Genomic DNA, 22117 nt, shown 5'->3' with positions numbered 1-22117 from the left:
ATGGCCTGGAGCCAACAGCCTGCCACATGCGGCCCGCCGCCCGCCCCCGGGGCCCCCGGCGCGCCGGGCCCTCCCGCCCCGATGACGTGCGGGAAGTCACGAAGAGGCCTCGATCTGCGGGATTCCGGGAAGAAATCGGGACTGAGGTCCCCATTCACCCCGTGGAGGACCCGGGGAACGCCCACAGCGAACGACGCGCCGTCGAGAACCTCAGGCTCGACCTTGGCTTCAGGGCGGATATGGAGCCCATCGAATAATGATGATCGATGAATCGAATAATAACCGCCCGGTATTCAAGGCCGATGATCCGCTCGGCTGCCGGGCCTGCGACCGCGGCCCCATCGTCGGGCGGATCAGCAGCGGGGCTTCCGATCAGCCCATGCGCTCGATCCACAGGTCGGGCCGGGCGATCTCAGCAGGTGCGGGCAGGCACTGGGGCCCGGCCCACACCCGGTTGAGCCCCTCGTGCCCCACCCGGGTGACGACGGCTCGTGCGAAGGCCGCGCCGTCGGCGTACTGGGCCTCCTTGGCATCCAGGCTCACCAGGCGGTGCAGGATCGAGCCGGATCCCGGGCCGGGCCCCACCCCGATGGCATCGCCCCGGGCGCGCGACAGCGCAGCGCGCAGACGATGCACCGATGGCAGGCGCTTGGGACCCACGGCGTCGAGCACCGTCTCGGCGTGGCCCTCCAGGAAGGTCAGGGCGCAGGACAGCTCCGCCAGGGCCTGGCGCTCACGGGGACCCACCAGGTCCTCCAGTGAGGGGCCCCTGCCCGCCAGGACCGCCCCCGCATGGGCGCCTCTCAGCCACCGGCCCCCGGGGCGCCTGCCGCTTCCGCTTCCACTGCCACTGCCACTGCCGTGGAGCGTGCCCACGACCCCGGAGATGACGGCGCGCATCCGGCAGGAGAGGTAGTCCATGAGCCAGGGGGCGGCCGCGAGCTGGACGGCGTGGGTGGTCTCGTGGAGGCTCACCCAGGCGGGCAGGTCGAGCAGGTCCAGGTCGAGACGGCGTCGCACCTCAAGCACATTGGGCGCCACGAGCAGCAGGCGGGTCGTGGGAGGGCCCTGCCCCTGGGCCCCGCCCGCCACGGCGGCCGGGGCCCCTGCGGGGCCCGCGGGCAGCACCTGCCCGAGCAGGCGCATGGCGATCAGGCCCAGCGCCCCGGCGACCTCCACAGCGCCCGCCCGGCGCAGGCCCGAGCCGACCCGTGGGGCGGGAACGGCCTCCATGAGCGCGCGCAGGCCCGCCGCCGAGGCGCGGATGAGCCCGCGACGGTCCACCACGCGCACATCGGTGCCCCCGGCCACCAGCCCCGCCGCCCGGCGCAGGCCGGTGATCTCGGCGATCCAGGCCGGGGACTCCTGGGCCGAGCGCCGCAGGACCGCCACGGCCCCGGAGCGCGAGGACCGGGAGACCGCCGGCCCCGGGGGGACGAGGGCCGAGAGCCGGTCCACAGCCGGCCAGTCGATGAGGCCCGCGGCGGTACCGGCCCCGGGCGCGGCGCGCCCGGGGGCCTGCGATCCGGATCGGCCGGTCGGGGTCGCCCCGCTCATCCGGTCCCCCCTCAGCCCCGGCAGCCGCAGGCGGCCAGGGGGGTGATGAGGCGGTCGTCCAGGACCGCCTTGGCACTGCCCGCGTTCTCGGCAGGGAATCCGTCCAGGAGGACCGCGAAGGCCAGCAGGCGCCCCTCGGCGGTGGTGACCACCCCGGACAGGGAGACCGTCTGCTCCAGCGTGCCGGTCTTGGCCCGCACCGTCCCGGCGGCATCGCTGCCGTGGAAGCGGTCGTGCAGAGTCCCGTCCAGGGCGCCCACGGGCAGGGCCGAGATGAGGGCGCGCCCGGGGGTTCCGCCGTCGGGGCCCGCGGCCCTGGCCAGGATCTGGGCCAGGAGACGGGAGGGGACCTTGTTGCCCTTGGCCAGGCCCGAGGAGTCCAGGAGGGTGACCCCGGTGGTGTCCAGGCCGTCCTTGCCCAGCTGGTCGAGCACGGCTCGGGCGGCGCCCTGGAAGTCGGCGCTCTGGCCCGAGGCCACAGCCACCAGCCGGCCCTCGACCTCGGTCATGGTGTTGTCGGAGGTCTTCAGCGACAGGGCCAGGATGTCCTCCAGCGGCGCGGAGTGCACCGAGGCCAGCTCGGTGGCCGAGTCCGGGGCGGCGGCGCGGGTGATGTCCCCCGAGACGGTGATGCCCTCGGCCGCCAGGTGGTCGCGGAAGGCCTGGGCGGCCTCCAGGGCCGGGTCCTCGGGGTAGGTGGCCTGCCCGTGGTGGGCCGAGACATCCACCATGATCGGCTGGATCTTGCCCACCCAGGCCTCATTGCCGGCCTCCCAGCCGTCGTTCCAGGTGGGGCCGGTGAACAGGGTGTCGTCCAGGCGCACCGAGACACTGGTGACGCCCTTGTCCTTGAGGGCCTGGGCGCTGAGTCGGGCCAGGTCGCCCAGTCCGGCCCTGCCGGCGGTGGCGGTGGGGTCGCCCTCGTCCTCGGCCAGCAGGACGTCCCCGCCGCCCACGAGCGTGAGGTTCTGGCCCTCCAGGACGGTGCTCGTGGCCAGGGTGTGGTCGGCTCCCATGAGGGACAGGGAGGCCTGGGCCACCAGCAGCTTGTTGGACGATGCCGGGGTGACACCGCTGGCGGCCGAGTGGTTGACGAGCTCCTGGCCGGTGGCCACATCGATGATGGAGGCGCTGACCGAGCCGCCCTCCAGGGCCTTGTCCGAGGCCATCTCCGAGACCATCGCGCTCAGGGCGGCGCTGGAGGGCGCCGGGGCCTGGGGGTCGAGCCCCGAGGGCTGGGCCAGGGCGGCGTCGGGGGCGGCGATGGTGGGGTAGGGCTGGGCGGCGATGTCCATCGGGGCCGCGGTCACGGGTCCGGGCACCAGGTCGAGTGCATCGGCCAGGCCGTAGTAGCCGCCCGCGACGAGGAGGCTCGCCGCGGTCAGGGAGGCGATCTGGGCCTTGCGCATGGGTCCTCATTTACTGGCGGGTTGACGGGGTGGATACAGGGTGGAGGCGGACGGCCGCAGGCCGACCCGGTGCCGGCCCCGGCCGCCGGGCAGCCGGGAGGGGCACCCGGTAGGCTGGTGCCGGGGACGGCGCTGGGAGGCGCCGGAGGGCGGCACCGGGCCCCACCGCTGAGGGACGGGTCGGGGCGCCGCAGTCGGTAGTTTCCCACCTCCGGCGCCCGCGTAGGCCACACTAGTGCCATTGCCGCCCGACCCGCCGGACTCGACGCCGAACCCGACGCCGGTTGATCGGCCTCATACGGACTGCTATGACTAGCGAAGGAGGCTCCACGTGGAGTTCGACGTCACGATCGAGATCCCCAAGGGCAACCGCAACAAGTACGAGATCGACCACGAGACCGGCCGGATCCGCTTGGACAGGATGCTCTTCACCTCAACGCGCTACCCCGATGACTACGGCTTCATCGATGGCACCCTGGGTGAGGATGGCGATCCGCTCGACGCCCTGGTCCTGCTGGAGGAGCCCACCTTCCCCGGCTGCGTCATCCGCTGCCGCGCCCTGGGCATGTTCCGCATGCGCGACGAGAAGGGCGGGGATGACAAGGTCCTGTGCGTGCCCAGCGCCGACCAGCGGGCCTCCTGGCGCACGGATATCGAGGACGTCTCGGAGTTCCACCGCCTGGAGATCCAGCACTTCTTCGAGGTCTACAAGGACCTGGAGCCGGGCAAGTCGGTGGAGGGCGCCCACTGGGTGGGGCGCGAGGAGGCCGAGGAGGAGATCCGCCGCTCCTACGCGCGCGAGGCCGAGAACCTGGCCCACGGCGAGCACTGAGGCACCCGCGCCCGCATGGAGGCCCCGGGCTCGCCGTCACCTCTGCCGTCGGACGCTGCCGGCCACCCTGCGGGGATGCGGTCCTGGATGCGAAGCGGCTGGGGCCGGGACGATCACGTCAGGTGATGTCCCGGCCCCAGCCGCTTCATCCGTGCGAGCACTGCCCTGCTCGCGGCCCGGGCGGGGAGTCCCGGGGACTCCCCGGGAGCCTCAGTAGGGGCGCACGGCCGTGGGCATGGCGCCCGAGTAGCGCATGGAGGTCACGGTGACGGTGAAGCCGAAGGTCGGCGCCTCGATCATCTGCCCATCACCCAGGTAGATGGCCACGTGGTAGATGCCCGACTGGGTGCCGTCGGAGGACCAGAACACCAGATCGCCCGGCTGTGCGCTGGACAGCGGGACATGCGCGCCCTGGCCGTACTGCACCCGGGAGGAGTGGGTCAGGGAGATGCCCGCGGCCTGGTAGGCCATCATCGTCAGGCCGGAGCAGTCCAGGCCCGCGGCGGACTCGCCTCCCCACACGTAGGGGGTGCCGATGTAGTTCATCGCCGAGGCGATGGCGACGCTCGCGGCGTCGCCCGAGGCGGCCGGCGCGGGGGCCGGCTCCTCGGCCTCCTCCTCGACGGCCGGGGCCGGCTGGGGGGCCGGGGCCTCCTGCGGAGCCTCCTCCGGCTCCTCAGCCTCCTCAGCGCCCTCGGTGGCCGGTGCGGGCTGCTCCGTCTCGGGCTCCTGCGCCTGAGGCGCGGCCTCCTCGGCGGCGGGCTGGTCCTCAGCGGCCTGGGAGGGGGGCTCCTGGGGCGCCTGCTGGGCGGCGGTCCTGGCGGCCTCCTCGGCGGCGGCCTTGGCGGCCGCCTCCTCGCGGGCCTTGCGCTCGGCCTCGAGCTGGTCCTGGTGCTGCTTCTCCAGCTCGACGGTGGTGCCCCGCTGCTCGGCGAGCCTGGTCACCAGGGCATCCCGCTGGGCCTGGGCCTGGGCGACCTCGGTCTGGGCGGTGGTGGCAGCGCTGGCGGCATCGGCCTTGGCGGTCTCCGCCTCGGTGGCGGCTGTCTGCTTGGTCTCGACCTTCTCGTCGGCGATCCCCTGCATGGTCTCGGCCACGGCCTGGAGCGCCTCGACGTCCTGGACCTTGGCATTGGTGAGCTCCCCCATCCGGGCGCGGGCGACGTCGGCATCGGCCAGCTCGGACATGGAGGTGGCGGTCACGTAGGGGGTCAGGGCGGTGATCGCGCTGCCGCCCTCCTGGTAGGTCTGGACGACGACGGCGCCCAGGTCGGCGCGAGCCGTCCTGGTCTCCTGGGCCGCGGAGTCGGCGCTCTCCTGCGCGGTCTGCGCCTCCGAGGAGGCGGTGGCCAGGTCCTGGACAGCCATGAGGTAGTCCTCATTGGCGATCTGGGCGTTGCGCTGGGCGGTCTCCAGATCGACGTTCAGCTGGGCGAGCTGGGCCTCCAGCTCGCCGATGGAGGCGCTGGTGGAGGCCTCGGCCTCCTTGGCCCGATCGACGTCGTCCTGGGTGACGGGATCAGCATGGGCCGAGGGCAGGGCGAGGCAGGCCAGCGCCAGGACGGCTGTGGCGATGGTGCCGCGCCTCCATCGGTTCTGGGACGAGGGGGTCACTGGGGTCTCCGTCGGTCATTCAGAGGTCATGGTCGGTCGGAGCCGGCCCGGACGCCCGCCACCGCCAGGCGCATCAGGATGCGCCGCCCGGTGGTGGGCGTCCGGGCTGCTCGGTGGATGCGGCACCGCGAGGTGCGCCTCCATGTGCTCTCGAGCCACATTAGTCGCCTTAGTTCACCTTGGGAACACTGTTCACATTCTTCACATTCACCACTTACACCACTGTGATTTCAGGGCTATCGGCGTCATTCCGGCCATCGCCACCATCGATACCGTGACGTGACCCACGTGACATCCCACACGGGGAAATTCCAGGACCCTCCAACCGGTCTTCCGGACCTCGATCGCAGGACTGAGGTCCCACCCCCACCGGCCCAGCCGCCTCATCGGGGAGCCGGGCGTCCACCTGACGGACGCCCCTCGCCCCGGCTTGCGCCCCGGAGCAGGGGGACCACTACAGTTCGGGCATGCCCTGGAACGTGTCCGGCCCGAGCCCCTCGGCGCCCCCGCAGCCCCACCGCATGCGAATGCGCAGTTGACGCGCACGCCGCAGCCGCAGCAGCCTGCCCACGTGCGCGTCCTCCCACCTCACCCGCACAGGTGATCGCGGATCGAGGAGGCGCTGGGGCACGGCACACCGGCCCGACGCGCCCCAGCGCGCGGAGGCCGGGCACGTGCCCCGCACCGCCGTCGTCCGCCCCTGGTCACCACGGACCCAAGGAGCACACGATGACCACCCAGCCCACGCAGGACGACACCCGGGCCCCCGCCGGCCCCCAGGACTGGCGCTTCGAGACCAAGCAGGTCCAGGCCGGCCACGACCCCCGGGCGGACGGCGCCCACGCCCGGGCCATCCCCATCTACCAGACCACCTCCTTCGTCTTCGACTCCGCCGAGCAGGCCGCCGCCCGCTTCTCCCTGGCCGAGCCCGGGCCCATCTACACCCGTCTCAACAACCCCACCAATGAGATCGTGGAGAAGCGCATCGCCGCCCTGGAGGGCGGGGTCGGGGCGCTGCTGACCGCCTCGGGCCAGGGCGCCCAGACCCTGGCCCTGCTGACCCTGGGGTCGGCGGGCACCAACATCGTGTCCTCCCCCTCCCTGTACGGGGGCACCACGAACCTGCTCGCCCACTCCCTGCCCCGCTTCGGCATCGAGACCCGCTTCGTGGAGGACCCCTCCGACCCGCGGGCCTGGTCGGCGCTGGCCGATGAGCGCACCATCGCCTTCTTCGGGGAGACCATCCCCAACCCGCGCGGCGACATCCTGGACATCGAGGCGGTGGCGGGGGCGGCGCATGCCGAGGGCATCCCCCTGGTGGTGGACAACACCGTGGCCTCCCCCTTCCTCACCCGCCCCATCGAGTGGGGCGCCGACATCGTGGTGGCCTCGGCCACCAAGTTCCTGGGCGGGCACGGCTCCACGGTGGCCGGGGTGATCGTGGACGCCGGGAGCTTCGACTTCGCGGCGGACCCCGGGCGCTTCCCCGGCTTCAACACCCCCGATGAGTCCTACCACGGGCTGGTCTACGCCAGGGACCTGGGCGTGGGCGGGGCCCTGGGCGCCAACCTCGCCTTCATCCTCAAGGCCCGGGTCGAGGGGCAGCGCGACCTGGGCCTGCCGCTGGCCCCGCACTCGGCCTTCCTCATCGCCCAGGGCATCGAGACCCTCTCCCTGCGCATGGAGCGCCATGTGGACAACGCCCTGGCGGTGGCCAACTGGCTGGAGGCCCGGCCGGATGTGTCCGGGGTGCGCTACGCGGGCCTGGCCTCCAGCCCCTACTACGAGCTGCACCGCAAGTACTGCCCGCGCGGGGCGGGGGCGGTCCTGGCCTTCGACCTGCCCGGCGGGCGCGAGGCGGGAGCGGCCTTCATCGACGCCCTGGGGCTGTTCTCCCACCTGGCCAATATCGGGGACGTGCGCTCCCTGGCGATCCACCCGGCCACCACCACCCACTCCCAGCTCGACGACGCGGGCCTGGCCGCCGCCGGCATCACCGCGGGCACCGTGCGCCTGAGCGTGGGCATCGAGCACATCGAGGACATCCTGGCCGATCTGGATCAGGCCCTGGCCGCGGCCGCCGTCGCCGGATCCGGAGGCTCCGCGGCGGGGGACGGGCAGTGAGCGCTCCCGGCGCCGCGCGCCCCGCCCGCCCCGAGCCCGCCGGGGCACCGGTGGCACCGGCCTACGGGGTGGGCACAGCGGCCTCCAAGCTGGTGGACCGCAAGGCGGGCTCCCCCACCGGGGCGTGGCGGCCGGGGGACGAGCCCGGCCATCGCCGCTTCCTGGAGATCGGGGACCTGCCCCTGGTCTCCGGGGAGGTGCTGCCCGACACGGTCCTGGCCTTCGAGACCTGGGGGGAGCTCAGCGCCGCGCGGGACAACGCGGTGCTGGTGCTGCACGCCCTGACGGGGGACTCCCATGTCACCGGCGAGGCCGGCCCGGGGCACCCGACGGCGGGCTGGTGGTCAGAGCTGGTGGGGCCGGGCAGGGCTGTGGACACCGGCCGCTACTACGTGGTGGCGGCCAATATCCTGGGCGGCTGCCAGGGCTCGACGGGCCCCTCCTCGATCGCCCCGGACGGGCGCCCCTGGGGCTCGCGCTTCCCCTGGCTGACCACGCGCGACGCCGTGGAGGCCGAGTCCCGCCTGGCCGATGCCCTGGGCATCGAGGCCTTCCACCTGGTCATCGGCGCCTCCCTGGGCGGGCACCGCGCCCTCGAGTGGGCGGTCACCCACCCCGATCGGGTGCGCAACCTGGCGCTGGTGGCCACAGGCGCCTCGACGACGGCGGACCAGCTGGCCTGGTGCCACCTCCAGGAGCTGGCGATCGTGGCCGACCCCTTCTTCTTCGACGGCGACTACTACTCCCACCCGGTGGGGCCGGTGCGGGGGCTGGGGCTGGCCAGAGCGCTGGCGCATACGACCTACCGCTCGGCCGCCGAGCTGGATGAGCGCTTCGGGCGCCGCCACCAGGGGGCGGAGGACCCGGCGGTGGGGGGCCGCTACCAGGTGGAGTCCTACCTGGACCACCACGCGGGCAAGCTGCTGGCGCGCTTCGATGCCAACACCTACCTCATCGTCACCCACTCGATGATGGTTCACGACGTGGGCACGGGGCGCGGCGGGATCGCGGAGGCCCTGGGGCGGGTGAGCGCGCGCACCCTGGTGGTGGATGTGGACTCCGACCGCCTCTTCCCGCCCTCCCAGGCCGAGGAGCTCCAGCGGGGGATCGCGGGAGCGCGCCGGGCGACGATCTCCTCCCTGCACGGCCATGACGGCTTCCTCATCGAGGCCGACCAGATGGATGCGATCCTGCGCGACTTCCTGGCCGGGGCATGAGAGGGCCGGGCCTGCGGCGCGCACTGGGGCGGCTGCCCGCGCGCCCTCCGGGCGGCCCGCTCAGGGGCCCGTGGGATCGCGCACTTGGCGTCTACCATGTCGTCCATGGGCAAGCGCGGATCGCGGCCGATGCGGGCGGGGCTGCTCACCTCCCTCGGGGTGGGCGCCGGGCTGGTGGCCTGCGGGGCGGCGCTGGCGCTGCGGCGGGACCTTCGCCGGGCCCGCGCCCACCTGGAGGCCTGCGGCGCTCGGAGCATCGCCCTGGCCCACGGGCCGGTGTCCTTCGTCGATGATGGGCAGGGCGCGCCCCTGCTGTCCCTCCACGGCCTGTACGGCGGCTTCGACCAGGCCCTGGGCAATGCCAGGGGGATCGGCGCGCGGTGCCGGGTGATCGCGCCCTCGCGCTTCGGCTACCCGGGCAGCGCGGTGCGGGGCGGGGGCACCCCGGCCGAGCAGGCGGAGGTCCTCGCCGAGCTCCTGGACCACCTGGGCATCGAGCGGGCCCTGGTGCTGGGGGCCTCGGCGGGCGGGACACCGGCGATCCGCTTCGCCCTGGACCACCCCGAGAGGGTCATGGGCCTCATCCTGCTGTCCTCGGCGGCACCGTGGGCGAGCCGGCCGCCGAGGCCCCCGGGGCGGCTGGGGCCGCCGGCATGGATGAGCCGTGACTGGATCATGTGGCTGGCATCGCCGCTGTTCGGGCCGCTCATGGGGATGCCCCGCAGCACGATCCACGGGATGCTGCCCCTGGCGCCGCGCCGGGCGGGGGCCGACCTGGATGCTCGGGTGACCAATCGGGATATGGCGGTGCGCTTCGAGGACTACCCCATCGAGGAGCTGGAGGTCCCCGTGCTGCTCGTGCACGCGCGGGACGACAGGGTGGCGCGCTTCGCTCCCCCGAAGGGAGGGGTGCAGGCCTCGCTGCACCGCTACCCGGACCTGACCGCGGTCATCGTCGAGACCGGCGGGCACCTCCTGGTCGGCCCCGATCAGCGGGTGGAGGCCGCCATCAGCGAGTTCATCGCCGCCCACTCCCGCTGATCGGGGCCGGGCCGCTCACCCGGTCCGCGCATGGGGCCATCAAGACGCAGTTTCACCCTTCAAGACGCAGTTCCACCTCTTGCAGGCATGCCGATCTGCGTCTTGAAGGGTAGAAGCGCGTAAGGGCCTGGCAGCGCTGAGGGCGAAGCCGGGAGCGTCACGGGAGCACTGCGGCCACAATGGTGGCGTGACCGATCCCAGTGCCCCTTCGCCGCACGCCTGCCCCGCCGCGCCCCAGTCCGGGCCGGAGCAGGAGCATGCGCCGGTGGGGGCCTGGGGCCCTGACATCCTGGGGCCGGGCTTCCAGGCCCGCACCCTGGAGCTGCTGCCCGATGACGAGGACGACGGCGCCGTGGCCACTCTCGTGCGCCACCTGCCGGCCCTGGACCCGCAGGCCATCCCCGGCACGCCGTCGAGCCCGGCCTTCATCTACCTCTACGTCCACGGCTGGAACGACTACTTCTTCCAGACCCACCTGGCCCGTGAGATCTCCCGGCTGGGGGGCGCCTTCTACGCCCTGGACCTGCGCCGCTACGGGCGCTCGTGGCGCGAGGGCCAGCTGCACGGGTGGTGCACCTCCCTGACCGAGTACGACGAGGACCTGGGACTGGCCCTGGGGGTCATCCGCGCCGAGCAGGACTGGGAGGCCGAGCTGGTGCTCTCGGGCCACTCCACCGGTGGGCTGACCGCGGCCCTGTGGGCCGACCGCCATCCCGGGGCCCTGAGCGCCCTGGTGCTCAACTCCGCCTGGCTGGAGATGCACGGCTCGGACCTGCTGCGCACCGTGGGCGAGCCGGTCATCCGCACCCTGGCGCTGCGCGACCCCCGCATGGCCCTGCTGACCGGGATGATCGACCCGGCCAAGGCCTTCTCCATCACCGACGGCTGGGACCCCGAGCTCGACGGCGAGCTGCCGGACCCCTCCTGGGAGGGCGACCCCTATGTCACCGGCTGGCAGATCAACCGGGCCTGGTCGCTCAAGCCCTCGGCGCCGATCCGGCCGGGCTGGCTGCAGGCGATCCTGGCCGGGCACGCCCGCGTGGCCCAGGGTCTGGATATCCGCTGCCCGGTGCTGTCGATGAGCTCGGCGCGCACCCGCCTGGGGGTGGGCCGCTCGCCGGACTCCCGCCACGCCGACACGATCATCGACGCCGACGCCACCGCTCGCCGCTCCGTCCAGCTGGGGGACCTGGTGACGGTGGCGCGCTTCCGCGGCGGGGTGCACGACCTGACCCTGTCCGAGCCCCCGGTGCGCGAGCAGGTCTTCTCCGCCATGCGCCGCTGGCTGGCCGCCTACGTGCTCATGTGACAGTCCCGCCGGCGCGCAGGGCCGGCCGCGGCCCTCAGGCCAGCCCGTTGCGGAAGGCCCACACGACCGCCTGAACCCGATCACGCGCCCCGATCTTGGGCAGGATCCTGGCGAGATGGGACTTGACGGTGCTGGTCTCCACCACGAGCTCGGCGGCGATCTCCGCATTCGACATGCCACGAGCCAGCAGCTCGACCACCTCCCGCTCGCGCTCAGTGAGCAGGGCCAGCTGCCCGTGGTTGACCACTGGTGCCTGGCGGCGGGCGAACTCGGCGATGACCCGGCGGGTGACGCTGTGGTCGACCAGCCCCTGGCCCCCGGCGAGCCGGCGCACGGCCCCCACGAGATCCTCGGGCTCGCAGTCCTTGAGAATGAAGCCGTCGGCCCCGGCCTCCAGGGCGCCGAAGACGTCGGCGTCCATGTCGAAGGTGGTGACCACCAGGACCGCCGGTGAGCCGTCGTGGCGCTCAGCGACGATCCTGCGGGTGGCGCCCAGGCCATCGCCCTGGGGCATGCGCAGGTCCATGCACACCACGTCGGGCCGGGTCTCGCGCACCACGCGCACCGCCTCACGGCCCCCACCGGCCTCCCCGACCACGGTGATGTCGCCGTGCTCCTCCAGCAGGACGCGGAACCCGGCGCGCACCACCACCTGGTCATCGACCAGCACCACTGTGATCATGCCTCATCCTCCCGATTCAGGGGCAGGGCCAACCGTACCCGCCAGCCGCCCTGCCGGATCGGCCCCGCCTCCAGCCGGCCTCCGACGGCCGCGGCGCGCTCGCGCATGACCGCCAGCCCGCTTCCCCCGCCTCCCGGCTCGGCGGGCTCCCCCTGCGCGGCGGTGTTGGTCACGCACAGGACGAGGCGGTCCCCGGAGCTGCGCATCTCGACGAGGATCCGGGCGCCCGGCGCGTGCTGAAGGGCGTTGCTGATGGCCTGCTGGGCGACGCGGTAGACGGCGGTGCCCTCCTGCGGGGCCAGGCCCGGTGGCGGGCCCTGCCCATCGGCGCGCATGCGGATATCAACGCCGAGCTCGCTGATGGACTCGACCAGGGCCGGCAGGTGCGCCAGGCCGGGCGGGGCGACTCCGTCCTCGTGGTCGCGCCGCAGCAGCCCGACGACGGAGCGCAGGCCCGCCAGCGCCTCCTTGGCCTGCCCGCGCAACTGCGCCGCGGCGGCCCTGGCGGCGGCGGGCTCGCGCTCCACGAGCCTGTCGATAGCGGCGGCCTGCACCGCGATCCCGGCCAAGTGGTGGGCGGCCACGTCGTGCAGCTCCCCGGCCAGGCGGCGCCGCTCCTGGATGAGGGCGACCTCCAACTGGCGCGCGTGCTCGCGCCTCTGGAACTCGCGCAGGGCGGCCTCATACCTGCGGCTGCTGGCCAGGGCCGCCCCTCCCAGCATCGGCAACAGGTAGATGGCCAGTTCGACAAGGAGGAGCAGCGCGCTGCTCTGCCACGGCGAGGCGGGCTCCCTCCCGTACGAGATGATCGGGCCGGTGAGCGCCAGCGCGCTCAGGAGGGGGACGGCCCGGCGCAGTGGCAGTCGCATGCCGATGCCGAAGGAGACGACGAGCTGCCCCAGGCCGCTGACGCTGTAGCCGATCGGCACCATCAGCGCGATGAGCATCTCCATCGACCAGACCAGGGCCTGGCAGACCAGGGGGCGGGAGCGCCACAGCATGAGCGCCAGGCTCTCGGCCACCAGCAGGACCGTGATCATCGGGAGTAGGGGACGGAACTCGGCTACTACGACGCCCCCCAGCACCACTGCCGCTCCCTGGGCCACCGCCAGCCCGAGGGCCAGCAGAACGTCATTGCGGCGGATCCGGGGGCGAGCAGCGCTCCTGGTGTGAGGCACGGCGGTATTGTCCCTGCTCATGGACCGATCTGGAGGCTCAGAGCGCTGCCGATCCATCGTGGTGCCATCGTTCCTCCCCGGTCCTGTCAGTAGCGGGTGCCGGAGGTCAGCAGGTTGGCGGACCAGGCCACCCAGGCCAGTGCCACCAGGCCCAGGAGCAGCAGGCCGGAGACGGTGATGCGCCGCCATCCCGCACGGCCCCGCAGCGCCGTCCACAGGTCCCAGGCCGCCGGGACGATCGCCAGGGCACCCGCCCACTGTGCAGCCTGCATGACCCTGAGCAGCAGATCACTGGGGAGCTGGGAGGTCGAGAAGGCCATCACCCACATCGCCAGCCAGCCGGGGGTGACCACCAGGGCGATGAGTCCCCCGATCCGGGCGATCCTGCCCGTCCAGGGCAGCGCGGCAGGGGCCGGCCTGCCACTGCGGCTCTTCCTCCGCCGACGCAGGGCCCCGATGGGCCAGGCCACCAGGACGATGACGAGGAGCACCGCGCCACCGATGATGACCGGCAGCAGCAGCCGGGTGCTCGCACTGGCCGGCAGGAGGGTGTGCGGCCCCATGAAGGACAGGCGCACGCCCTGATCCCCGGTGTCGGCGGCGATGAGGTCGTGGCCCCCGAGCCGCTGCCACACCCAGGGCTCGATCTCCTCATACTCCAGGGGCTGCCCTTGAGCGCTGAGCACCAGGTTGCCGTTGTCCCGGGCCGAGACGCTCACGGTCTGGAGAGGGTCGAAGATCGTCAGGGAGGTGGTGAAGGAACCACGCGCCACCTGGTAGCTGCCGGCCACCTGCTCGGCCCGCTCGCGCGACTGCTCCGGATCCGCCTGCTGGCCGGCGGCGCCCGCCTGGTCGGCGTCCTGCTCGGCGGGGAAGTAGCGGTCGGTGAAGCCCTCCATGAGATCGGTGCGGATGGTCCCACTGGCATTCTCAGTGCCGCCACCGTTCATGGCGATGAAGATGCCGACGCCGTCCTCGGGGTAGATCTCAAAATCGGAGTGGAAGAAGACGGTGTCTCCGCCGTGCTCGACAATGCGGTGACCGTTGCGCTCATAGATCCAGTAGCCCAGGCCCATGCGGTCGCCCTGGGCCAGGCCGCCCAGCCCCTCGGGATCGGGGTTCGGGCTCCACATCTGCTCCCAGGAGGCCTCGGAGAGCAGCTCGGATGAGCGCTGGAGCTGGGCGATCATGAAGGCCGCGAAGTCCGGCGCCGAGGCGGTCAGCGCCCCGGCCGGCGCATTGATCGACTCGAAGGGCTGGGCGGGCTGGTCCGCGCTGGTGTAGCCGCTGGCCATCCGCCCCTCCAGCTCGGCGGGCAGGGGCTGGTCGTAGGTGGAGGATCCCATCCCCGCCGGCTCCAGGACGTGCTCACGCACATAGTCCTCGAAGGGCTGCCCACTGGCGCGCTGGACGATGTAGCCCGCCAGGGCGATCCCGTAGTTGGAGTAGGCCGGGGTGGTCCCCGGGGCGAAGACCTGGGCCGGACGGTCCTTCTTGACGGCGGCCTCCAGGTCCGAGGGGCCGCCGCCGGCCTCGATCACGGCCTTGCCCTTCTCCTCGAATCCCGCGGTGTGGGTGAGCAGGTGGCGCAGCGTCACAGGCCCTTCGAATCCCCGCTCGATCTCGAAGTCCAGGTAGGCGCTGATATCCGCGTCCAGGTCGAGCCTGCCCTGCTCCACCAGCTGCATCACCGCGATCGAGGTGGGGATCTTCGAGATCGACCCCACCCGGAACAGCGTGGACTGCGCATCCACCGGCACCGCCTCCCCGCTGCCTGCGCCCGTCTCCGCCCAGCCGTATCCACGGGTGGTCAGCACCTGGCCGTCCTTGACCACGCTCACCACCGCTCCCGGGATGTCTCCGTTCTGCAGCGCATCGGGCAGCTTGCCATCGAGCCAGGCTTGAACGTCCTGCGCCGTCAGCTCATGGCTCTCAGCCGGCGCCTCCACCGGGGGCCTGCTGGCGGGCAGGGAGCTGGAGCAGGCGGCCAGCAGCGACAGCAAGGGCAGCAGGACCAGGGCCGCGGCCCGTCGGATCACGCTCATCGTCCTCTCCTTCCGTCCGCGGGGTCGGGGAGCCGCGGACCGGGACCAGCCTGGGGCACGGGGGCGGCTGCGCTCTAGAGGCTCACGACGGCACTGGGACTACGACCAGCGATGCACACGGCCCCGCCCGTGAGGCCGAGCCTCCCGGCCCGGCAGTGGGCCTGCGGGAGGGGCCGGGCTCAGGGCCAGCAGTGGCTGCGCGGCCGGGGCTCAGGCGCCCGTCCGGTCCTGGGAGAGGCGCTCGCGCAGCTCGCTGAGGTGGGGGCCGCGCAGTCCCAGGCGCCACACGCGCCACCCGTCGGCGTCGGTGACGTTCTGGGCGGCGTTGGCGGCCGAGGTCGGGTCGGTGAACTTGCGCCCGTCGGCCAGGGTGATGATGCCGGCTGCCGAGAGCTGCGCCTCGTGGTAGATGCCGCGGCGCAGCCCCTGCCAGATGATCCGCTGGGGGCGGTCGAAGCTGGAGGCGATGGCCACCAGGTCGTCCTCGTCCTTGGCCGATCCGCCCGCTGGGGGGATGGCGGCCGCGGCGGGGCCGCCGCCCGCAGCCCAGGATGAGCCGGAGGCACCGGCCGTGCCGGTCTCCTGCGGGGAGGCGCCGCCCGCCCCGGCGCGCAGGGAGCTGCGGGTCAGGCGGGGCGGTGCCTGGGGCACTGCCGGAGACGGATCGGCCTGGGCCGTGGCCGGGCTGGCGTGGGCCGCCCCGTCCGCATGCCCTGCGCCGCCACCGGCGGCGGGGATCTCCTGGGTGGAGCCCGACGACGCACTGGGCGCCTGGGCGCCTGGAGGGCCGGCCGCCTCCGTCGGCTCATCGTCGGCACTGCCGGTCTCATGGCCGCCCGCGGCGTCGGAGGCGTGCACGCCGCGCCGTACCACGGCCTCCCGGCGGGCAGAGACGGCGGCGTGGGCACTGCGCCCCGAGGCCCCTCGCCTGGTGGCCTCCACGGGCGCAGCGGGCCGCGCCCCGCTGGGAGGAGCGGCGGCCTGCGCCTCATCGGCCGGGCCGGCACTGCGCTCCACCTGATCCTCGGCGCCTGCCCCGCCGTGGTCTCCTGAGGCAGGCACGGCCTGGGGGGCCTGAGCGCTGCGGGCCGCCCCGCCTGAGTCACCCGGGCTGCCCGCGCGGGCGCGGGAGGCTCGTCCAGGGGCCTGCGGGGCGGATCCCCGCTCCCCGGCTCTCGCGCCGCGCGCGACCCGGCCGGCCTGCCGCTGCGCGCCGTCCGAGTTGCGGGGGATGACGATCTCGATGGGGCCGGTGACGGGGTCGGCCTTGGGCCGGGGCGGCCTGGCGGCCCGGGAGGAGGCGGGCCCCGGATCAGCCTCCTGACCGGCGCGCTGCTCCGAGCCGGTCAGCGAGGGGCGGGGGGCGCGGGCCACGAGCAGGGGGCCCTCGGCGTCCAGTGAGCCCTCCACGATCTGCTCGACGACGACCACCACGCGGGCCTCATCGACCACGCGCACGTCGACCTCGTAGAGCTCGACCCCCGAGCCGATGAGCACCGATAGGCTGGAGCGCACCTCGGGGGCCAGCGAGGCCGTCACCAGGGTCAGTCGGGGGCCGGCCTCGACCTGGGCGGGCATGGCCTCGCGGAACTCGTTCCAGTCCTCGCGGAAGGACACCAGCCCCCCGGCGTAGCGCCCGGCCAGCTCGCGCCTGCCCAGGGCGGCGGTGGCGGTCAGCCGGGCCATGGCGGCCATGACCTCGGCGGCGCTGAGGGATTGCAGGACCTCGACGAGCACCACCTGCCCGGTGGCGTCCAGGGCGGTCAGGCTCTCGCCGCCGGTGACCCGGCCCCACTCCAGGGGGAACAGGGGCCGGCGCAGGACCTCGACGATCTGGCGCTGGAGGGCGGCGAGGCTACGGGCCCGAGTATCAGCATCCGCCGAGCGTCCCAGTCGCACCGGGAGGAGGTGATTGCCGTCGAGCTCGTACATGGCCATGGAGAAGAAGCCCTTCCTCGTCGTGCATCAACCGCCGCCAGCGCGGGGCGCATGTCTGCGGCGCCCCGCTCATCCTCTCATGATCACAGTTCGGCAGCGATACCGTCTTGTGTCCTCCTGGCCTCATCCGCGCCCCGCCCGGGCGGGCTCACCCGGGCCCGCGGGGCGCCCGGCCGCCCGGGCGCGGGCTTGCGGGGATCAGGCTGGCCGGGGCCAGGACCGCCACCAGGCGCCGGGACCGCCCCGCGGCCGCCCCCAGCGCCGGGGCGCAGGCCTCCAGAGCAGTGAGAAGGGCCTCAGCCGGGGCCCCGGCCCGGCCCGGGGGGCCGTAGCGCTCGGCGACGACGGCCTGCCGCAGGGCGCGCAGGGCCCGGATCGCCTCCCGGCCCGCATCGCCGGGCCCCGCCCGGGGCCCCTCAGCCGCCCGCACCGCCTGGGCCAGGGCCTCCTCCACGGCCTCCTCGGTGGTGGCGCGGGGGCTCCCGCCGGTGGGCAGTCCCAGGTCCCGGGCGGTGGCCAGCAGCTCATCCCAGGCCGCCTGGGCGGGGCGGTCCCCGGAGCGCACCCGGGCCAGGCGCCGGCCGCGCCGGGCCCGACGGGCCAGGGCCGGCGCGGCCAGCACCGCCAGCACCGCCAGGCCCGCGGCCAGCGCCATGGCCGGGCCGGCCAGGCGAGCCGCCGGCCCGGCCTCGGCGGCGGACTGCGAGCCCCCAGGAGTCGTCGGAGCGGAGGGCCCGGCCCCCGGCTCGCCCGCAGCCGAGGCGCTGGGCCCGGGCCGGGCACTGGGGGCGGCCCCGCCCGCGGGGCTGGTGGCGGGTGCGGGACTGGCGCCGCCCGGCGTCGTCGTCCCCTCGTCGGCGGCCAGGCCGGCACCGCCGGGCGTGGGCTCGAAGGCCACCCAACCGGCGTCGTCGAGCCAGACCTCGGGCCAGGCGTGGAGCTGGTGGCCGGTGACGGCGGTCCACTGCCCGGGACCGGTGCTGCGCGAGGCGTATCCCACCGCGATGCGGGTGGGGATGCCCTGGGAGCGGGCCATGACGGTGAAGGCGGAGGCGTAGTGGACGCAGTAGCCGCTGCGGGCGCTGAGGAAGGCCTCGATGGAGGCCATGGCGGTGGTGTCCTGGGCGTAGGGGGCGGACTCGTCGTAGGTGAAGTCCGGGCCGCGCAGCCGGGCCACGAGGGCGGCCGCCTGGGAGGCCCGATCCGTCCCGGCCTGGGAGACGGTCTCCTGGGCGAAGGCGGCGATGGCCGGTGGGGTGTGCTCGGGCAGGGCCGTGTAGGCGTCCAGGGCCTGGGGGTCGGGCGGGGCCGGGGGCAGGGGCACCGGTGCGCGGGGGCGCCCCTGGGCGTCGGCCACCGCACTCCAGCCCAGGAGGCTGTACGTGCTGCCCGGGTTCAGGGGCGCGGTGCCGGCCACGGCGGTGGAGCTGCCCTGCACCCAGCGCCACTGCCCCAGGTCGGGCACCTGGACCTGTGCTCCCGGGGGCAGGGAGTCGGGAGTGGTCACCGGCTGGGCGACCAGTGCCGTGGACTGGAGGGTGGGGAGGCGGTCGGTGCGCAGCCCCTGGGTGGTCAGGGTCAGGGCTCCCAGGCTCTCGCGCACCCGCTCGGCATCCAGGCCCGAGGCACTGGCGGCGCCCCCGGCGGTCAGCGTGCTGGGGGCATCGCCCGTCCGGAGCTGGTCGACGGCGAGGTCCTCGGCGGTGGCGTCCGGCTGCCAGACCTCCCCCTCCAGGCTGGTGATGACCCCCAGGGTGAAGCGCATGCTCTCGCCCTCATCGGCCTGCCCGGTGTAGGAGAAGGCCGTGGCGTTGGAGCCGCGCACCAGGTCCCGGGACAGCCCGACGCTCAGGTCGGGGATGGTGGAGGAGGCGCCCTCGGGATTCCACACGTGGTCCGGCGTCGTGGGGGCGCTGCTGATGAGGCCCCCGCCCAGGGCCAGGGCCGCCAGCCCCATGGCCAGGGCGCTCAGGCGGCGCAGGACCCGGGGGCCGTGGGCGCTTCCGGGCCCGTGGCCGCGCGCGGGCCAGTAGCGGGCGGGGGCGGAGATGCTGACCAGGCCCAGGAGGCAGGCGCTGACCGCGATGAGGACGGCCGTGGGCGGCGTCGTGCTCAGGAAGAGGGCGGGCAGCAGCAGGAGGCCGGCGGGCAGCAGGCCGCTGACGGCGATGGCGTCCCCGCCCCCGGCGGAGAGCACGGCGCTGGTCCAGGACAGCAGCAGGCAGGACAGGAGGAGCAGAGAGGCCAGTGCCGGTGCGGGGGCGAGTGGGGGCACGCCCTCGGAGATCTGCGCCCTGACCGCCGCCAGGGCCCCGGAGGGCTCATGCCACCACATCTCGGGGAAGGGGCCGGCGCGCCCCGCCCAGGCCACCGCGCCCGCACCGGCGGCCAGCCCAGCCAGGATCATCAGCAGGGCCCGCTGCGGCCACAGGCAGCGCCCCACCCCGGTGGTCAGCACCGCGGCCGCGCACACCGCGAGCGCCTGGTGCAGCCAGGGCCCCGCGGCCAGCAGGCCGGTCAGGGAGCTCAGTCCCATCCACCACAGGGCGGTCAGCAGCAGTGCGGCCAGGAGCGGCTCCAGGCGCCCGGGGGCGCTCATCACCCGGTTGCCCGCCTCCTGGGCCCGGAGCCGGGCGGGTGCCGGGCCGCCCGCGGCACGGCGGGGCACCCGGGGCACGGCGGCGCCGGGCCCCGGAGGGCGGCGGGCGCTGCGGGGGCGGATGGCGGCATCCCGGCTCATCGGCGCCGCCCCCAGGTGTGCCCCCGGGCCTCCAGCACCCGCCAGGTGGCGGGAGCACCGGTGGTGGCGGTGGAGGTGGTGGCAGTGGCCCTCCCGGTACCGACCAGGACGAGGGTGCCGCGAGCCCGGGGGTCCAGCACCGGGTGGGCACCCGGCGCGGATGGCACCCGGCCCGGGGGCCCGGTGAGGAGCACGTCGGCGCGCAGCGCGCCCGGGAGCGGGCCGCCCAGGGCGCTCAGGGAGGGCTCATGGTGGGCGACGGCCCGGCGCAGGGAGTCCAGGGCATCGGGGGCGGAGTGCTCCAGCAGAGCCAGGACCCGGGCCAGGGCCGGCACGCGCTCCGGCTCGCAGGAGTAGCGCAGGCACGTCCAGGCCTGCTCCCCCGCCCGCCCCGCTCCCAGCGGGTCGCCGCTCAGGAGGAGCAGGTCGATGCCGCGGCGCCCCTGCTCCCAGGCCTCGATGACGCCGGCGGCCAGGGCCACGGCCGTCTCGGCGTGCTCGGGGCCCTGGTAGGCCCCGGTTCCGACGACGAGGGCCAGGCGCGGCCGGGGCCGCGCCTCGCGCTCCGGCTCGGTGACCACGAGTCGGTCCAGGCGGGCCGATTGCCTCCAGTGGATGGAGGCCAGGGCGTCCCCGGGGCGGTAGTCCCGCAGGCTGCCCACGCGCTCCTCGCCCTGCTCCCCGGCACTCCCGCCCGGCCTCAGGCCGGCTCGCGGCGCGGGCGGCGGCTCGGGCAGCGCGAGGGGCTGGGGCAGGACCAGCAGCACCAGGCCCGCCCTCAGGGGCAGGCGGGCGCGGACCAGGCCCAGGGGCTCGATGATCTCGATGCCCATGGCCCCCAGTGCGGCGGGGCCGCGCCGGATGGCGCTGAGCGCCAGGAGGCTGGTGCCGCGGTCCAGGGGGGTCAGGGCGGGGGCGCTGCCGGCCTCCTCCACCTGCCAGGCGACCCAGGCGGGCAGGAATCGGGGGATGAGGCAGCGGGTGCGGATGGCCACCCGCACCCGCTGGCCGACCTGGGCAAGGCCCAGGACGTCCAGCTCGGCGCGGGGGCGCCGCAGCAGATTGGCCGCCAGGAGGATCACCACGGCGAGCAGCGCGGTGGCCACGGGGGCCAGCAGGAGGAGGGCGGCATGGGTGAGCAGGTGCAGTCGCAGCAGGTACCAGGCCAGGGCCAGCAGGGCCGCCAGGGCCACCAGCCCCCGCCCCCGCGCGGTGAGCCCCACCCGGGGCAGGCGGCCCGGGAGGGGCGCTCGGGAGCCGGGGGCCGGGGTGGCCGCGAGGGCCTGGCTCACCGGCCCGGCACCTTCGTGCGCGCCACGATGCGCGCCAGGACCTCCCCCGCGGCGGCATGGGCCTGGGCGGCCGAGGCGAAGCGCCCGGCCGGGATGAGGCGGTGGGTGAGGGCTCCGTGGGCGGAGCGGGCGACATCGTCGGGCGTCACGAAGTCCCGGCCCCTCATGGCGGCGCGGGCACGGGCCAGGGCGGCCAGCTGCAGTCCGGCGCGCGGGCTGGCCCCCAGGGAGAGGGCCTGGTCGGTGCGCGTGGCGCCCACGAGGGCGACGATGTAGGCGGCCACCGGCTCGGCCAGGTGCAGGCGGGCGACGGCGGCGCGGGCGCGGCGCACGTCCTCGATGCCGGCCAGGGGCCTCAGGGCGCTGAGCGGGTCGGTGCCGCTGCGGGCGGTGTGCATGGCGGTCTCGGCGCCCGGCTCGGGGTAGCCCATGGAGATGCGGGCCATGAAGCGGTCGCGCTGGGCCTCGGGCAGCAGGTAGGTGCCCTCCATGTCCAGGGGGTTCTGGGTGGCCACCACCATGAAGGGCTCGGGCAGGTCGAGGGTGCGCCCCTCGACACTGACATGCCCCTCCCCCATGGCCTCCAGGAGGGCCGACTGGGTGCGCGGGGTGGCCCGGTTGATCTCGTCGGCGATGACCACGGAGTTGAAGACGGGGCCGGGGTGGAAGCGGAAGGCCCGGGTGGACTGGTCGTAGATGCTCACACCGGTGACGTCGGCGGGCAGGAGATCGGAGGTGAACTGGATGCGGGCCACGCTCAGGTCCAGGCAGCGGGCCAGGGCGGTGGCCAGGGTGGTCTTGCCGACCCCGGGAACGTCCTCGATGAGCAGATGGCCCCCGGCCAGGAGGGCGGCGATGGCGGTGTCCACGGCGCGCCTCTTGCCCACCACGACGGATTCGATCCGCTCGCGCAGGGCGCCGGTGAGGGCCTGGAGGGACACGGCCGGCTCGGGGGCCGTGGCCGGGCGGAGTCCGGGGCCGATGCTGCCGGGCGGTGCCGAGGGCGCTGGACTGGTCATGATGCGATGATGGCACGCCCGCCGATCGGGGCCCGCACTGCCTCACCCTCAGCGGAACCCCGCCCGGGGGGGCGAGCACCGGCCCTGCCGGCCAGGATGACGGCGCACCGCACAGCCCAC

The 22117-nt window shown here is 74.6% G+C and carries 15 protein-coding genes; 5 read left to right on the top strand and 10 right to left on the bottom strand.

Features of this window, described 5'->3' with window-relative positions:
• Positions 1 to 372: 372 nt before the first annotated feature.
• Positions 373 to 1557, bottom strand: a complete 1185-nt coding sequence (locus J5X07_RS01310; protein WP_208478420.1) for a zinc-dependent metalloprotease — start codon at positions 1555 to 1557, stop codon at positions 373 to 375.
• Positions 1558 to 1568: 11 nt separating this feature from the next.
• Positions 1569 to 2966 (bottom strand): D-alanyl-D-alanine carboxypeptidase/D-alanyl-D-alanine endopeptidase, encoded by a 1398-nt coding sequence (gene dacB / locus J5X07_RS01305; RefSeq protein WP_208478419.1) that lies wholly within the window; start codon positions 2964 to 2966, stop codon positions 1569 to 1571.
• A gap of 331 nt (positions 2967 to 3297) precedes the next feature.
• Between dacB and J5X07_RS01300 the strand changes: the two genes are divergently transcribed.
• Positions 3298 to 3798 (top strand): inorganic diphosphatase, encoded by a 501-nt coding sequence (locus J5X07_RS01300; RefSeq protein WP_124932760.1) that lies wholly within the window; start codon positions 3298 to 3300, stop codon positions 3796 to 3798.
• 210 nt (positions 3799 to 4008) lie between these two features.
• Here the strand turns inward: J5X07_RS01300 and J5X07_RS01295 are convergent, their stop codons facing one another.
• Positions 4009 to 5412 carry a C40 family peptidase gene (locus J5X07_RS01295; RefSeq protein ID WP_244924919.1) on the bottom strand — a complete coding sequence of 468 codons (1404 nt, stop codon included), beginning with the start codon at positions 5410 to 5412 and terminating at the stop codon, positions 4009 to 4011.
• A 729-nt stretch (positions 5413 to 6141) separates the two neighbouring features.
• Here J5X07_RS01295 and J5X07_RS01290 point away from each other — a divergent pair.
• The 4 genes from J5X07_RS01290 (at position 6142) to J5X07_RS01275 (ending at position 11103) form a co-directional block, all read left to right on the top strand.
• Positions 6142 to 7536 carry an O-acetylhomoserine aminocarboxypropyltransferase/cysteine synthase family protein gene (locus J5X07_RS01290; RefSeq protein ID WP_208478418.1) on the top strand — a complete coding sequence of 465 codons (1395 nt, stop codon included), beginning with the start codon at positions 6142 to 6144 and terminating at the stop codon, positions 7534 to 7536.
• A 50-nt stretch (positions 7537 to 7586) separates the two neighbouring features.
• The gene (gene metX / locus J5X07_RS01285; protein WP_208478471.1) at positions 7587 to 8753 is read left to right on the top strand and encodes a homoserine O-acetyltransferase MetX; all 1167 of its coding nucleotides are present in this window, start codon (positions 7587 to 7589) and stop codon (positions 8751 to 8753) included.
• A 105-nt stretch (positions 8754 to 8858) separates the two neighbouring features.
• Positions 8859 to 9794, top strand: coding sequence for an alpha/beta fold hydrolase (locus J5X07_RS01280; RefSeq protein WP_243896257.1), 936 nt, complete (start codon positions 8859 to 8861; stop codon positions 9792 to 9794).
• Between the two features lie 265 nt (positions 9795 to 10059).
• The gene (locus J5X07_RS01275) at positions 10060 to 11103 is read left to right on the top strand and encodes an alpha/beta hydrolase (protein WP_341769370.1); all 1044 of its coding nucleotides are present in this window, start codon (positions 10060 to 10062) and stop codon (positions 11101 to 11103) included.
• Positions 11104 to 11137: 34 nt separating this feature from the next.
• Here the strand turns inward: J5X07_RS01275 and J5X07_RS01270 are convergent, their stop codons facing one another.
• The 7 genes from J5X07_RS01270 to J5X07_RS01240 form a co-directional block, all read right to left on the bottom strand.
• On the bottom strand, positions 11138 to 11785 hold the full coding sequence (locus J5X07_RS01270; protein ID WP_208478416.1) for a response regulator: 648 nt from the start codon (positions 11783 to 11785) through the stop codon (positions 11138 to 11140).
• Positions 11782 to 12963, bottom strand: a complete 1182-nt coding sequence (locus J5X07_RS01265) for a sensor histidine kinase (RefSeq protein ID WP_244924921.1) — start codon at positions 12961 to 12963, stop codon at positions 11782 to 11784. The genes J5X07_RS01270 and J5X07_RS01265 overlap by 4 nt, the downstream gene beginning before the upstream one ends.
• Positions 12964 to 13049: 86 nt before the next feature.
• Positions 13050 to 15008, bottom strand: coding sequence for a serine hydrolase domain-containing protein (locus J5X07_RS01260; RefSeq protein ID WP_208478415.1), 1959 nt, complete (start codon positions 15006 to 15008; stop codon positions 13050 to 13052).
• A 210-nt stretch (positions 15009 to 15218) separates the two neighbouring features.
• Positions 15219 to 16946, bottom strand: a complete 1728-nt coding sequence (locus tag J5X07_RS01255) for a restriction system modified-DNA reader domain-containing protein (RefSeq protein WP_208478414.1) — start codon at positions 16944 to 16946, stop codon at positions 15219 to 15221.
• A 148-nt stretch (positions 16947 to 17094) separates the two neighbouring features.
• The gene (locus J5X07_RS13210) at positions 17095 to 19686 is read right to left on the bottom strand and encodes a transglutaminaseTgpA domain-containing protein (protein ID WP_208478413.1); all 2592 of its coding nucleotides are present in this window, start codon (positions 19684 to 19686) and stop codon (positions 17095 to 17097) included.
• Positions 19683 to 20978 (bottom strand): DUF58 domain-containing protein, encoded by a 1296-nt coding sequence (locus J5X07_RS13335; RefSeq protein WP_208478412.1) that lies wholly within the window; start codon positions 20976 to 20978, stop codon positions 19683 to 19685. The genes J5X07_RS13210 and J5X07_RS13335 overlap by 4 nt, the downstream gene beginning before the upstream one ends.
• Entirely contained in the window at positions 20975 to 21997 is a 1023-nt protein-coding gene (locus tag J5X07_RS01240) for an AAA family ATPase (protein ID WP_208478411.1), read from the bottom strand. Before J5X07_RS01240 ends, J5X07_RS13335 begins: the two co-directional genes overlap by 4 nt.
• Between the last annotated feature and the right edge of the window lie 120 nt (positions 21998 to 22117).

Source organism: Actinomyces bowdenii (genome assembly GCF_017592395.1).
GTDB lineage: Bacteria > Actinomycetota > Actinomycetes > Actinomycetales > Actinomycetaceae > Actinomyces > Actinomyces bowdenii.
The sequence above is the reverse complement of the archived record's forward strand: the minus strand, read 5'-3'. Positions and strand labels throughout refer to the sequence as shown.

What these genes read in the sequence shown, in the direction of transcription:
- J5X07_RS01260 (WP_208478415.1), bottom strand. Translation starts at nt 15,008, where the DNA reads ATGAGCGTGATCCGACGGGCCGCGGCCCTGGTCCTGCTGCCCTTGCTG.
- J5X07_RS01290 (WP_208478418.1), top strand. Translation starts at nt 6,142, where the DNA reads ATGACCACCCAGCCCACGCAGGACGACACCCGGGCCCCCGCCGGCCCC.
- J5X07_RS13210 (WP_208478413.1), bottom strand. Translation starts at nt 19,686, where the DNA reads ATGAGCCGGGATGCCGCCATCCGCCCCCGCAGCGCCCGCCGCCCTCCG.
- dacB (WP_208478419.1), bottom strand. Translation starts at nt 2,966, where the DNA reads ATGCGCAAGGCCCAGATCGCCTCCCTGACCGCGGCGAGCCTCCTCGTC.
- J5X07_RS01240 (WP_208478411.1), bottom strand. Translation starts at nt 21,997, where the DNA reads ATGACCAGTCCAGCGCCCTCGGCACCGCCCGGCAGCATCGGCCCCGGA.
- J5X07_RS01270 (WP_208478416.1), bottom strand. Translation starts at nt 11,785, where the DNA reads ATGATCACAGTGGTGCTGGTCGATGACCAGGTGGTGGTGCGCGCCGGG.
- J5X07_RS01310 (WP_208478420.1), bottom strand. Translation starts at nt 1,557, where the DNA reads ATGAGCGGGGCGACCCCGACCGGCCGATCCGGATCGCAGGCCCCCGGG.
- J5X07_RS01255 (WP_208478414.1), bottom strand. Translation starts at nt 16,946, where the DNA reads ATGGCCATGTACGAGCTCGACGGCAATCACCTCCTCCCGGTGCGACTG.
- J5X07_RS01280 (WP_243896257.1), top strand. Translation starts at nt 8,859, where the DNA reads ATGGGCAAGCGCGGATCGCGGCCGATGCGGGCGGGGCTGCTCACCTCC.